The sequence below is a fragment of the Sphingobacterium sp. JB170 genome, assembly GCF_900163865.1.
In the GTDB taxonomy this organism is placed as follows: Bacteria; Bacteroidota; Bacteroidia; order Sphingobacteriales; family Sphingobacteriaceae; genus Sphingobacterium.
This window is the reverse complement of record NZ_FUKU01000041.1, coordinates 58,593-72,444: the sequence shown is the minus strand read 5'-3', so window position 1 is coordinate 72,444 and position 13,852 is coordinate 58,593. Positions and strand designations below refer to the sequence as shown.

The following is a 13,852-nucleotide window of genomic DNA, read 5'->3' as shown; positions in this document are numbered from 1 at the left end:
CGCATCCTATGCGGATTACTTAAAAAAAGGAATAGAAATTTTTAAAACGAAATAAGAACTTGCAATTTGGACCGCGGTTTACAATAAATAACCCGGCGCGATGCTCCCCGCTAGCGCGGCGGTCATTGACTAAAAATCTCGTTTTTTAAATTTGTATACTGTTGCAGGCTTGTTTCCGCTTTGTCCAACTCCTGTTCTTGCAGATAAATTTGCCCTAATTTGTCTGCTATAGCCAGCTGAAGCAGCTTGTTGTCTTCGGATATCGCTAATTCCTCGGCTTGTAGAAACTCTTTTTGTGCTACCCGAAAGTTCTCCTGGATAAGCTTTGAGGAAGCAAGCATATACTCAATTTCGGCGAGTTGTCGCGTGAATTTTTTCGAATTTGCTAGATCGCGGGCCTGTATGAGGAACCATTGTGCCTCTGTGTGTTTATTTTGTGTTTGATATATTTTCGCGAGTGCCTGCCATGCATCAATCTTTTCTTCATACCCTTTTACTTTGTTGAGTAGAGGAATGGCTTTTCGGATAATATTTCGCTCGGCCGACCTGTAGTCTTCGTCGGCAGCCTGTATCAACGCAATTTTAATCAAGGCCGCTGCCTGGGCAAGTCTGCTCTTCTGATTTTCGGCATTTTTGAGAAAGGATTCTTGAAAATGGCCTGCTTGCTTTACGTTTTTATCGAATAGATAAAGGTTCGCCAAGTTGTACTGAATGGTGTATACATCAATATTCGGTACATTTTTTGCGGCATGTGTGAGTGCGGAATGGAGCAAATCTATCGCCTGTTTTACAGAACCCTTTTTAAGTGAAAATTGGGCATACGCATTCAACATCCCATACGCGCCGTTATAATTCCGTCGTGCCACCTCTTGATCGATGAGCGTATTCCATTCGTAATCGCTGGTAGGTTCCGGCGTAAGTAAATTTTTCAACATACGGTAATTTCCAGTAAGCCTGAATTCTTCTTTTACTTGTTGAAAATCTAATGCATTTGCGATACTGTCTTGAAAATAAAGCTTGTCGTTATAGGCGTCAGCAAGTAGTTCGCCCTGCGTTCGCGGTGGCGGTAGGAAATAGACTTGCGGACCAATTCCGGAAAAAGTAGTGTCGTATTTTGTTATATATCCAGTCGGATCGACATGTTTCTTGTTTTGTTGTGCTTTTGATTCTGTCCCAAATAAAAGACTTCCAATAATTGTAAAAATATTAAAGGCGTTTCTAAAACCTATTTGCATGTGTCTTTTTCCTTTCGATTTCACCAAATGTAGGAAATTAAGTGTAAAAGGATGTTAAAGTTATCCCCCAAGATAGCTTTTAACGATGGTCGGGGATTGGGTAAGGCAATATATATCTAATTAACGTGTTCTTTAAATGGAAATACTTCATCCCGCGATGGTAACTTCGCTGCAATATTTTACTTGGGGTTATAATTTTGTGGTTCGTTTTCAGTATTTTTAGCCCAGTCAATATTTATTGATAAATTTTGAATATTGAAAATGAAAAAATAGATGTATTTAAATAAATTCTCTTATATGTTTAAGAATATTGTATTTGGTCTCGCGTTAATTTCAGTTGTGGCGTGTGGATCAAAGCCGCGAGTGGATTTGAAAGAGGAGATGGTCGAATTAAAGCCATCGGCACAGCACGAGGTTATAGCTTCAGAGGTTGCGAATCTACTTGAAAGCTATAGTTATAAAAAGGTCCCGATGACCGACTCCCTTTCGAAAATTGTTTTCGAAAATTTAATTGAGTCGATGGATCAAGGGCGTAATTACCTTTTAGCGTCGGATGTAGCAGATTTTAAGCAATTCGAAACGACCATTAGTCAAGATTTTAGAAAGGGAGATCTATCGGCACCTTTTTATATTTTTAATGTTTATACGAAGCGCTATCTGGAGGCTATGGAGTTCGCTCTTGGTGAAATAGACAAGCCGCATGATTTCAGTATTGATGAAAATTATATCGCTTATCGGAAGGAGCTTCCCTATTTTGAATCCGATGAGGAATTGAAAGATCAATGGCGCAAACGGGTAAAATACGACCTACTCAATTTGGAGCTGACGGCAACCAATAAAGACTCGGTTGATGTTGATAAAAACAAAGAAACCCTTCGTAAACGTTATACAAATATTATTTCCCAAGCAAAAAAAACGAATTCGAATGATGCCTTCCAGTTGATTATGACGGCGTTAACCGATGCGGTTGACCCACATACGACATACTACAATCCATCATTCGCGCAGGCGTTTAACGAAGGTATGTCGAACACATTTGAGGGTATCGGTGCTCGTTTGCAGATGGAGAATGAGATGGTAACGATTAAAGAGATTATCATTGGAGGACCAGCCTTTAAGGATAAGAGCTTGAATGTCGACGACCGAATCATTGGAGTGGCGCAAGGTGACGGTGAATTTGATGATATTATTGGCTGGCGCATCGATGCTGCTGTAGCTAAAATTAAGGGACCAAAGGGAACAGTTGTACGATTAAAAATTATTCCTGCGGGGCAGGAGCTCACCGCGCAGCCTAAAATTGTTTCCTTAAAGCGTGAGAAGATTGTTATTTCCGAAGAATCAGCACAGAAGGAAATCAAGCAAGTAAAAGGCGCTGATGGTAAAACCTATAAAGTTGGCTTGATTAAGCTGCCGAAATTCTACATAGATTTTGAAGCTTACCGCAAGCGTGATCCAGACTATAAGAGTACTACGCGTGATGTACGCTTGATTTTAGATACCCTTAAAACCGAGAAAGTAGATGCTGTTATGTTGGATCTGCGTAATAATGGTGGAGGGTCCCTGCAAGAAGCTATCGAGCTGACAGGTCTTTTCATCGATAAAGGTCCTGTAGTACAGGTGCGCGACGTTCGTAACCGCGTTGAGGTGGATAGCGATGAAGATCCAGGTGTTTCTTGGGATGGTCCGTTTGGCGTTTTAATTAATCGTTTCTCGGCCTCGGCCTCTGAAATTTTTGCCGGAGCAATTCAAGATTATGGACGTGGTGTTATTTTAGGTTCGCAATCCTATGGTAAAGGAACTGTTCAATCTGCGATTGAGATGGAGCGCTTTATCAGCGCTACCAATAAGCTATTGATAAAAGCCCGTGGTGATGAGGTTGATCCGGATACCCCAACAGGTGCCCCTGAGTTTGGCCAGATCAATATAACAATGGGGAAATTCTACCGTGTAAATGGTAGCAGTACCCAGCACAAAGGTGTAACACCAGATGTCGTGTTTCCTACGCAATTTTCTGCCGAAAAATTTGGAGAGAGCTCTGAGCCGTCGGCCTTACCTTGGGATCAAATAAAGCCTTCTAATTTCAAGCAGATCGGTGATTTGTCTGCCGCGGCGGACAAATTAACGACTTTGCATGTGGATCGCATGAAAACGTCCCCTGAATATGCTTATTTGTTAGAAGATATCGAAGAATTCAAGAAGTTAGATTCAATTCAGGAAATTAGTCTTAACGAAGTCGAGCTGCAAAAGGAACGCGACAAGACCAAGCAGAAGAATAGAGCACGTATAAACAAAGGTCTAGAGATTCGCGGTCTTCCGCTATGGAAAGAAGGAGAGCCGCAGCCTAAAACGGAATTCGATTTTGTATTGGATGAAAGCTTGAACGTAATGACCGATTACATTAATCAGGTAAAGGCCGTTTCAACGAATTAAAAATCCGATGCCCGCTAATGGGCATTGCTAAAGTTTAACAAATCCTTTCAGAGTTAGTCATCACGGCTCTGAAAGGATTTTTTTTGCTCGAGTATTTCCTGACGCTTGATCAAGCGGTAGTCCGCCGGCGCGAATAAGCTCAACCTGCTAATCGTTTTGATGATGTCGACTTGTCTCCAACCCCGTGATGAAAATTAAGATACGGAATATGTGGACGTTTCAACGAGCCCGCCTATGGGATAAAATACTATAGCGCAAACTATGCGCAGTTAAATTTTGTTAATATCCAGTGGAATTGGTGAATCTTTTCTAGCTTTAAGAAACTAACAGAGAATACGATGACCTATAATAAGCTCAACAATATATCAGGGTGGATTTGTGGTGTGATTGCCACGACCGTATATGTGTTTACTGCTGACAAATTTAACGGTTGGTGGGATACTGGAGAGTTCATTGCTTCGGCTTATAAATTGGAAGTCGTCCACCAACCCGGGGCTCCTTTATTTTTGATGATTCAAAATTTGTTTTCGAATTTAGCGTTCGGTGATGTGACAAAAATAGCACTTTGGATGAATATAGGGACCGCTTTATTAAGTGGTTTGACGATAGTTTTTTTATTTTGGACAATTACGGCTTTAGCAAAGAAGCTAGTCTTTCAAAAGAGCGGAGAACGTTCGAAAAATAATGAATTTCAAATACTAGCCGCCGGTTTCGTTGGTGCGCTGGCTTATAGTTTTACGGATACTTTTTGGTACTCGGCCGTAGAAACCGAGGTTTATGCTATGTCTTCGCTGTGTACGGCGGTGGTTTTCTGGCTAATCTTGAAATGGGAAGTAAGAGCAGACCAATCTGATGCAAATAAATGGCTATTATTGATTGCCTTTGTAATTGGTCTTTCCATCGGTGTACATTTGTTAAACTTGCTTACGATTCCGGTAATAGCTGTTATAATCTATTACAGGAAAGTCGCTAATAGCACCTGGCAAGGGCTTTTAAAGAGTCTCGGAATAGGTGTCCTAATTTTAGCTTTTATTCTTTGGGGGGTAATCCAATATTCCATCCGTTTGGCCGCATATACAGATTTAGTATTCGTGAACTATCTCGGATTAAGTTTTGGATCTGGAATCATGTTTTTTATTACGGCTTTGTGTTTCAGTTTGGGGGTGGGAATATGGTACGCACGGAAAAACGGAAAATACATAATGCACCTTTCCTTACTTGCGCTGGCGTTTGTTCTTTTCGGTTTTAGCTCGTATACTATGTTACCTGTGCGCTCCAATACCAACATCTCGTTGAACAATGCGGCACCAGATAATGCATTTTCATTCTTAGGTTATCTTAGCCGCGAGCAGTATCAATCAGAACCCTTGTTCAAGGGCCCTTCCTTCGATGCCAAAGTTGTCGGATTCGACAGCAAGCACAGCTATGCAAAAGACGATAAAAACTATAGAAAAATAGAAAGCGGTGGGGATTATCAATATGATAAAGAAATGATTTTTCCGCGTGTCTATAGTAGTCGACATACGGATATGTATCGTTATTATTTGAACTTGGCAGATAATCAATCCGCAAGTTTTGGAGACAATTTGAGATTCTTCTTTTCCTATCAACTGGGACATATGTACGGCCGGTATTTCCTCTGGAACTTTGTTGGACGGCAGAACGACACGCAAAATCATGGCAGCGAAATCAACGGAAACTGGCTATCGGGTATTCGTCCTTTAGACGAAATGCGTTTGTCGGGACAAACTGCGCTGTCCGAGAATATGAAAAACGAGACGTCACGAAATACGTATTATTTCCTACCACTACTACTAGGGATCGCTGGGTTTTTATGGCAATTTAAAAGGAATAAAAAAGATACTTTAATGCTGGGCTTGCTTTTTTTCTTTACGGGAATTGCGATCGTGATCTTTATAAATCAAACACCACTACAGCCACGTGAGCGCGATTATGCTTATTCAGGATCTTTCTATGTTTTCGCAATATGGATCGGTCTGGGTGTGCTGGCGCTCATTGATATTCTCGGTCGATATATACCGGCTAAAGCATCGGTATATGGAGGATTTGCATTAGCCAGTATAGCGGTACCTCTGTTATTGATATTCCAAAACTGGGATGACCATGATCGTTCGGACAGGAAGTGGACGCGAGATCTGGCATATAATTACTTGGAATCTTGTGAGCCGAATGCCATTTTATTCACCTATACCGACAACGACACGTTTCCGCTTTGGTATCTACAAGAAGTGGAGGGGGTGCGTACGGACGTTAGGGTTGTAAATCTCGGGTACCTACAATCAGACTGGTACCTCGAACAGTCCGTTCGTGACATCAATAATGCCAGTGCGCTACCTATCGACATCGACCGTAAAAAAGTTGCTAAAGGGATTCGTGATGTGATTCATGTGCACGAACTGAATGTCGAGGGATATACGGATATAGATACGTTGCTTGAAATTATGCTCTCCGACAACCCGAACAATCAATTACCTCTGCAGGATGGTAGCTACGCGAATTTTTTACCTACCAGAAAGATGCAGCTTAACGTTAATAGACAGGATGTTATCCGCAATAAGTCTGTCCCTAGGGAATGGGAGGGGGCAATCACCGAGCTCATGCGCTGGTCTTTCAACAAAAACATGGTCACTAGAGCCGAGCTCGGAATGATGTCTATCCTTGCCAACAACAATTGGGAGCGTCCTATTTATTTCGCAAATATGCTCTCTTCGGAAAATTTCATGGGACTTGATCGATATTTGGTCAATGAAGGGCTTGTCTACAAACTTATGCCTATCGACGTGCAGCAGCCAGAATCTCAAATATCGATCATCAATACAGATACCCTATTTGAAAATATCACTACGAAATTTAAATGGGGAAATATCGCAAATATGGATCATTTCGATAATGACTATAGTCTTTTTGTAAACAAATACCTGTTTCGACAGACGCTCGGTGTTGCTATGGATAGTTTAGTTCGGGAAGGTAAACTTGAGCAAGGCGGGCAAGTTGCACTACTTGCCAATGAGTACATGCCGGAAAGGATTGTCAATTCGGAACATGCCTATATTAATAGCATCGTGGTAGACACTTTACTCAAAACCGAACAACTCGAACGCGCAAGCAAGTTGGCAGATAAAAGCCTAGACTATATCGATGAACAACTAGGGTACTATCATGCTGTGGATAACAATCTGTCTCCCTTTGATATGCGTGAAGTGAATCTAACGATGCAGGCCCTTGAACGATACAAAGACATTGCAATAACGGCGAAAAACAAGGAACTTATCGCGAAAGCCAATGCTATCGAGCAGCGGTATGCAATAGATAAACATTAAATAAATAAGTATTTGTTTACGTTTAATTTGACAACACTATTTGTATTATGCAACTTAGTTAATACGCACAAGAAATCGGGGTAATCTAAAGAACCGCATGTAACAAGTTTCAGGGAGGCGATATACAAAACGCATACAAGCTACCGTGTGGCACGAGAATAGTTCCCGATTCTATTTCTGGCGTAAAAACAGAAAAAGCAAAGCGGCACGATAAGGAAAGAACTTGCATTCGACGGATGGTGGGGCGTGATTTTTCCGATCTCGATAGAACGGCCTAATCGACCAGAATTGTATTGTAAGAAGTTTTGCAGCCAAGAGCCTAGTTCATAAAAAAAATATTCACCTGTATTTTGGGTACCGTATAATATCGAATCGAAAATTCTAAATCGTTGTCGCTGTATAGAACGATCGTCAGTCATTCATCTGTTTCTGCTCAAACAGCCTACATGGACGGGAAAGGTTTATTCACCGCAGAATAGCGACATTTAAATTTTTTTTTTTGCTGGTGTCCACTTTCGGAATCTTATGTACCAAAAAAAGGGAAGTCATTTGAATCTGCTTCCCCTTTTGTGTCGTATGATTGGCCCTTACTTACCCACCTTGTGCCCTTTTACGGCAAAGAATAGGATATACAAATAGGCGGGTATCATCGCGTATAAGAAAGAATGTTGAAAGTCAACATGCATGGTGTCTTTTAAATAACCGTATACAAGTGGCCAGATAGCACCGCCGGCGATTCCCATAACCATGATTGCTGATCCCGTCTTTGTGAAGCGGCCCAAACCTTTGATTCCCAGCGGGAAAATAGCTGGCCACATCAAGGCGTTAGCGATCCCTAATAATGCTACGAATATGAAAGAAACGGTTCCTGTTGTGTAAACCGAGATGACGGTGAAGATGATACCCACTAGCGTACATATACGCAATGCGAATTGCTGGGACACGAATTTAGGAATCGCAATGATACCAACGATGTAACCAACCAGCATACATGCGAGTGTGAACGCCGTTGCATACGTAACAAAGAAATGGTTTACGTTCAGTTCGCGCCCGTAAACGCCAATGATATCGCCGGCCATTACTTCGACAGATACACAAAAAAAGATAGCTAAAGAACCTAAGAATAAGTGCGGGAATTGAAACACACTCGTTTTCTTTTCTTGGAGTGCCGCGGTAGGATCGATCTCCTCTTCTGCATCAACGTCAACTTCAGGAAGTTTCGTGTACTTCAGAAATATGGCAAACAATACGAAAATAACTGCGAGGGCAATATATGGTGTGTGCACACGAGATACCAAGCTATCAAGGATCGCATTTTGTTCCGTTAAGTCAACTGCAGCTTCTAAGCGTGTTGTCACTTCTCCAGCATCTTTTAGGAATAAAGTGCCGAATAAGATTGGGACAATGATTCCAGCAGTTTTGTTGAAAAATCCCGCGATAGAAATACGTTGCGCGGCACTGTCAATTGGACCGATAATACTTAAATAAGGGTTAACAGCTGTTTGTAATAAGGCCATCCCTGATCCTTGGATGAAAATACCCGTTAAAAATAAGCCGTAACTTCTATTATCTGCTGCAGGAATGAATATAAGCGACCCCAAACCTAATATTAAAAGACTTACAACTAATCCGTTCTGAAATCCGATCTTTTTTATTATCCACGAACTTGGAATAGCTAGAAAGAAATAGGCGATGTACGAGGCGAAGGTTACAAAAAATGCTTGTAAGTCAGTCTCAAGGTTACATGCAATTTTCAAAAAGGGGATTAGCGTTCCATTGGCCCAAGTGATGAAGCCTAAAATAAAGAACAAGGCACAACAGATCGCCATTGGCCGAAATTCTGTCTTACCGGAGGTAGTTGTACTCATCGTGTTGTTTTAAATTGTTAGTTATACGTTATAATAAAGTATCCCTGGTAGCTAATCCAAGTATTTTATATATACAAGACTAATAAAATATATTGATATAACGAAGTCCGATGCACCACTCAAACGGTTGCGTAGCCAGAAAAAATTAGAGAGACTTCGTTGGGCGAAGTCTCTCCAAAACCTAAACCGTATCATAAAACCATCGTAATGGTATATATATTACAGAGCAGGTAAAGTATTGTTTTAAATATTATCGTTTTTTTTAACGATAGCCACAGTGAGCCGCGACACACAAACTGTTTGTTGCTGCTCGTCTTTAATCCGTATATCCCAAACATGACTCGTGCGGCCTATATGCAGGGGCGAACAGTACGCACTAACGATACCCGAGTTAACCGGGTGCAGATGATTTGCATTGACCTCCATACCAACACCTGCAAATAAAGTGTTATCGATTATCATGTTGGAGGCGACGCTGCCGACAGACTCGGCGAGTACTACCGAGGCGCCGCCATGAAGTAGGCCGAACGGCTGCTTTACACGGTCACTTACTGGCATCTGGGCAACTAGTAGATTGGATTCTATCTGGGTCGCCTGGATTTCGAGAAACCCTGTCATGTATTTAGCGAAGATTGCATTCACCTCCTCTAATGAATAATCTCTAAACCAAAGGTTCGACATTTTCGTTGTTTAAATAGCGTTCACGTAGTATGATACGGTGGTGCGACAGGTGTCCGGCGACCACATAAAGAAAAGCTTTCACCGTTATCAAACGGCCTGAGGCCATACCTTTTCTTTCCAGTTCGGTATCGTTGAAGTTTTTGAATAATATTAAATTTGCCTTGCGAAGATGTGTGAATTCTTCGGTAATACTTTCGAAACTGCGTTCGTTGTGTCGCCCGTTTTGGACAAATTCGTCTTGCTCAAACGGAGAAAGCTCGGTCATATCGTTGCGCGCGAATCGTAATGCGCGATATACCATCACTCGCTCGGTATCTAAGATGTGACACAGCACTTCTTTAACCGTCCATTTTCCTGTCGCGTATGTGTAATCTCCCATACCATCTGGAATAGTTCGAATAAATTCAGGAAACGTGTCTAACTGCTCCTGGAGTTCTTCTAAAACAGACCCAACAACGTTTTCGACATAATCGCTGTAGATCGCTGGATATTCATCAGACTTGAGTGGGTTCATAACGCAAATTGCTTTTAAGTATAATTCTAAATGTTGTTCCTTTTCCGATTTCGGACTCTTTAACAGATATTTGTCCTTGATGATAGTCAACCATGCGCTTTGTTAAACTAAGACCCAAACCCCAACCGCGTTTTCGAGTAGTGAATCCTGGTTGGAAAATAGTATCAAAACTTGACTTCGGAATTCCTTTCCCGGTATCGCTAATGTCTATAAAAATTTCCTCTTTTGCAATGTTATCAACAATGTTAATCGTTATTTTACCCTCGGACTCAATAGCATTAACGGCATTTTTTAATAAGTTCTCAATGATCCAGTCAAAAAGTTGAATATTTAGTTTCGCCTCGACGGACTTGTCGCCAGTCAGTTCAAACGTTATTTTTTCACTCGTGCGGATCTTAAAATATTCAACATAATCTTGAATAATACCGTAGACGCCCTGACTCGTAAGTGTTGGAGTGGACCCAATTTTAGAAAACCTATCTGCAACAATTTCCAGGCGGTTTACGTCGCGTTCCATTTCATTTAGGATATTGTCATCGGAGGCGTCGAATTTGGTTCTTACTAGTTCGAGCCAGCCCATCAGTGAAGAAATAGGGGTTCCTAACTGATGGGCGGCTTCTTTCGCCATTCCTACCCAGACCAAGTTCTGCTCACTCTTTTTAATGGAATTAAATACGGTGTAAGCAATTATTAAAAATATCGTAATCAAAGACAGTTGCAGGTAGGGGAAGATCCGTAATTGCCGCAGCGCGGCTGAGTCGAGAAAGTATACCGACCACACTTCGCCGGTGTCCAGGTGCAGGGCGATCGGCGGATGGTTTCGTTTCATTGTCGCGAGTTGGTTCTCGAAATACGCCGGGTCGTATATCAAACTGGAGTCCGCCTGTTCTCGTATGTTAGTTTTCATGCTATCCAAATCTCGCCAAAAGATAATGTTATCTTTTGAATCTGTAATTATTGCTGGTATGCTAAGGCTATCGCGAACGGCATACACGAAACTTATAAATTGATCATCTACATCAGGCATTGTAACAATACTCCGCGTGCTCATCGCCCATACCTCCGCTTTGGTTCGCTCTGATCGAGAAAGACTTTTAACAAGGTAATTTGTATACAATAATGAGGCGGCTGCAATTACTGCCGCAAACAGGAAGAGAAATATTTTCCACCGTTGCTTAGACTGCGGGTGATAGAGACGGTCGTTGCTTTTTGTCATTCAAGTGCAAAATAACTATTTTTTTGCAGACATAGAAAGCTGTAAACTCAACCCCCCCATAAGACGTTTCCGGTCATAAATGTGTATTTTTGCAAAATGAGTTCACAAAGAGAAGTTAGGGTGCGTTTTGCGCCAAGTCCGACAGGCGGTTTACATTTAGGCGGTGTGCGTACAGCATTGTTTAATTATCTTTTCGCCAAGCAACATGGTGGTGATTTTATCTTAAGAGTAGAGGATACAGACCAGACGCGATTTGTGCCTGGTGCAGAAGAATATATTAATGATTGTTTAGATTGGTGTGGCATTTTGCCCGATGAGAGTCCGAGCAAACCCGCGGCCTTTGGGCCATACCGTCAAAGTGAGCGTAAGGCTTCTTATAGACGCTTTGCAGAAGAGCTGATCGAGAGCGGGTATGCTTATTATGCATTTGATACTGCCGAGGAACTCGAAGAGCAGCGGAAAGTGCATCCCAATTTTCGTTATTCACACGAAAATCGACTAAACCTTCGAAATTCACTTAGTTTTAATACGGAGCAGACTAACTCGCTGTTGGCCGCAGGTACCCCGCATACTATACGGATAAAAATCCCTACCGAGCAAACGGTATATTTCGAAGATATGATTCGAGGCGCGGTTACCTTTGATACGAATCTGATAGATGATAAAGTGCTACTAAAGGCCGATGGTATGCCAACTTATCACCTAGCTGTGGTTGTCGACGATAAAGCCATGGAGATATCGCATGTTTTTCGTGGAGAGGAGTGGTTGCCCTCAGCGCCGGTACATATCTTATTGTGGGAGTATTTAGGCTGGAAAGAGCAGATGCCTAACTGGGCGCACCTTCCGTTAATCCTCAAGCCAGACGGGAAAGGTAAACTAAGTAAGCGTGACGGAGATCGTTTAGGGTTCCCCGTGTATGCAATGAACTGGACCGACCCTAAAACAGGAGACCTTACCAAAGGGTTCCGCGAGACAGGTTTTTTGCCGGAAGCTTTCGTGAATATGTTAGCAACTTTAGGATGGAATGATGGCACTGAAAAAGAACTCTTTACAATGGCGGAGCTCATTGCCGCATTTTCGGTCGAAAGAATCAGTAAAGCAGGCGCGAAATATGATTTCGAGAAAGCAAAGTGGTATAACCACGAATGGATGAAGGCTACACCTAATGCGGAATTATTACCACAAGTCGAAGCGATTTTCAAACAACATGAGCTCGAATTGCCAAGTCAGCCCTACCTTAACGATATATTATCGCTTGTCAAAGAAAGGATGACCTTTGTAGAAGATTTTTGGCAACAAGCATCATTTTTCTTCGTGCAACCCGAGGAGCTTGATCTCAATGCGATCAAGGGAAAATGGAACGCGGATAAAACAGCTTTCTTTGAGGAGCTTACTGCGGAATTCGAATCACTTTCGCAGTGGAATGCCGAAGATCTGGGCGCTTTCTTTAAAGAAAAGGTTGCCAGTTCGGGCATGAAAATCGGTGAACTGATGATGCCTTTTCGGATTATGCTTGTTGGTGGAAAGTTTGGTCCAGACGTATTTAAAATTGCGGAATTGCTCGGTAAAAAGGGAGTTATTGACCGTGTAGCTTACGCTTTAGGATTGTTGCAATAATTAAGTTTACAGAACTTAATTAACATTGTAGAGCTAACTAAATAGTTTTTTGTATTTTTAGGTAATCGTAAACCTCAAGAAAATAAAATGAAAAAAGAAATCTATTGCCTTTTAATTGCTGCCGTATGTTTTTTTATGACAGCTTGCTCAAGTTCGAAACAGCTTGCTCAGTACCCCGAAGAAAAACTAGATTGGAAATTAGGGGCTCAGGCCTATACGTTTCGTCTTTTTTCATTCGCTGAAGCGCTTGATAAAATTCAGGCAAGCGACTTACGTTTCGTAGAGGCATTTCCTGGTCAGACGATCGGCGCAGGGAACGAAGAGACATTCACCTACGATCTTTCTGCAGAAGGGCGTGAGATGGTAAAGCAACTTTTAAAAGAAAAAGGGATAACGTTACACGCTTACGGGGTTGTAGGTGCCAAGGATGCTCAGGAGTGGGAAAAGGTGTTCGCTTTTGCTAAAGATATGGGTGTTAAGGTTATCACTTGTGAGCCAGAAGAAGAGCATTTGGATATTGTTTCAGCGCTGTGTGATAAGTATGATATACAAGCTGCAATTCATAATCACCCAAATCCATCACATTATTGGAACCCAGATGTTCTATTAAAGGCTCTCGAAGGCAGGAGCCCTCGTATGGGCGCAGCGGTCGATGTCGGACATTGGATGCGTTCGGGACTCGACCCAGTAGAATGTTTAAAGAAATTAGAAGGGCATATTCTGCACTCCCATTTCAAGGATTTGAATGCATTTGGTGACAAAAAAGCACATGATGTACACTGGGGCACTGGGGAACTTCCTATCGATGCGGTCATCGCAGAACTAAAGAGGCAGAAATTCAAAGGTATGCTATCTGCAGAGTATGAGTATAATTGGGAAAATAACCAGCCCGATGTTCAGACAAGTGTCCGTAATTTGCGTGCGCTTTTAAAGAAATAAAATGCGCTTTA

General features: G+C 41.9%; 9 protein-coding genes. 4 read left to right on the top strand and 5 right to left on the bottom strand.

From position 1 onward, the window contains the following. Positions 1-122: 122 nt before the first annotated feature. Complete coding sequence (locus tag FM107_RS12180; RefSeq protein WP_086948789.1) at positions 123-1,235, bottom strand: lipopolysaccharide assembly protein LapB; 1,113 nt, start codon at positions 1,233-1,235, stop codon at positions 123-125. A 297-nt stretch (positions 1,236-1,532) separates the two neighbouring features. Between FM107_RS12180 and FM107_RS12175 the strand changes: the two genes are divergently transcribed. Both FM107_RS12175 and FM107_RS12170 read left to right on the top strand, forming a co-directional pair. Continuing rightward, complete coding sequence (locus FM107_RS12175) at positions 1,533-3,665, top strand: carboxy terminal-processing peptidase (protein ID WP_256959498.1); 2,133 nt, start codon at positions 1,533-1,535, stop codon at positions 3,663-3,665. A 338-nt stretch (positions 3,666-4,003) separates the two neighbouring features. Further along, positions 4,004-7,006 (top strand): DUF2723 domain-containing protein, encoded by a 3,003-nt coding sequence (locus FM107_RS12170; RefSeq protein WP_086948787.1) that lies wholly within the window; start codon positions 4,004-4,006, stop codon positions 7,004-7,006. A 587-nt stretch (positions 7,007-7,593) separates the two neighbouring features. On the opposite strand, the gene FM107_RS12165 is transcribed toward FM107_RS12170, so the two are convergent. The 4 genes from FM107_RS12165 to FM107_RS12150 all read right to left on the bottom strand — a co-directional run bounded on the left by FM107_RS12165 (position 7,594) and on the right by FM107_RS12150 (position 11,285). Next, the gene (locus FM107_RS12165) at positions 7,594-8,874 is read right to left on the bottom strand and encodes a sugar MFS transporter (RefSeq protein ID WP_256959497.1); all 1,281 of its coding nucleotides are present in this window, start codon (positions 8,872-8,874) and stop codon (positions 7,594-7,596) included. Positions 8,875-9,117: 243 nt separating this feature from the next. After that, complete coding sequence (locus FM107_RS12160) at positions 9,118-9,555, bottom strand: hotdog fold thioesterase (RefSeq protein WP_086948786.1); 438 nt, start codon at positions 9,553-9,555, stop codon at positions 9,118-9,120. After that, positions 9,536-10,069 (bottom strand): DinB family protein, encoded by a 534-nt coding sequence (locus FM107_RS12155; RefSeq protein WP_086948785.1) that lies wholly within the window; start codon positions 10,067-10,069, stop codon positions 9,536-9,538. The genes FM107_RS12160 and FM107_RS12155 overlap by 20 nt, the downstream gene beginning before the upstream one ends. Then, positions 10,050-11,285: a HAMP domain-containing sensor histidine kinase gene (locus FM107_RS12150; RefSeq protein ID WP_086948784.1), complete on the bottom strand. Its 1,236-nt coding sequence runs from the start codon at positions 11,283-11,285 to the stop codon at positions 10,050-10,052. Before FM107_RS12150 ends, FM107_RS12155 begins: the two co-directional genes overlap by 20 nt. Positions 11,286-11,381: 96 nt before the next feature. Here FM107_RS12150 and gltX point away from each other — a divergent pair, with 96 nt between their 5' ends. Both gltX and FM107_RS12140 read left to right on the top strand, forming a co-directional pair. After that, the gene (gltX, locus tag FM107_RS12145) at positions 11,382-12,902 is read left to right on the top strand and encodes a glutamate--tRNA ligase (protein ID WP_086948783.1); all 1,521 of its coding nucleotides are present in this window, start codon (positions 11,382-11,384) and stop codon (positions 12,900-12,902) included. Positions 12,903-12,989: 87 nt separating this feature from the next. Beyond that, complete coding sequence (locus tag FM107_RS12140; protein ID WP_086948782.1) at positions 12,990-13,841, top strand: sugar phosphate isomerase/epimerase; 852 nt, start codon at positions 12,990-12,992, stop codon at positions 13,839-13,841. Positions 13,842-13,852 lie beyond the last annotated feature (11 nt).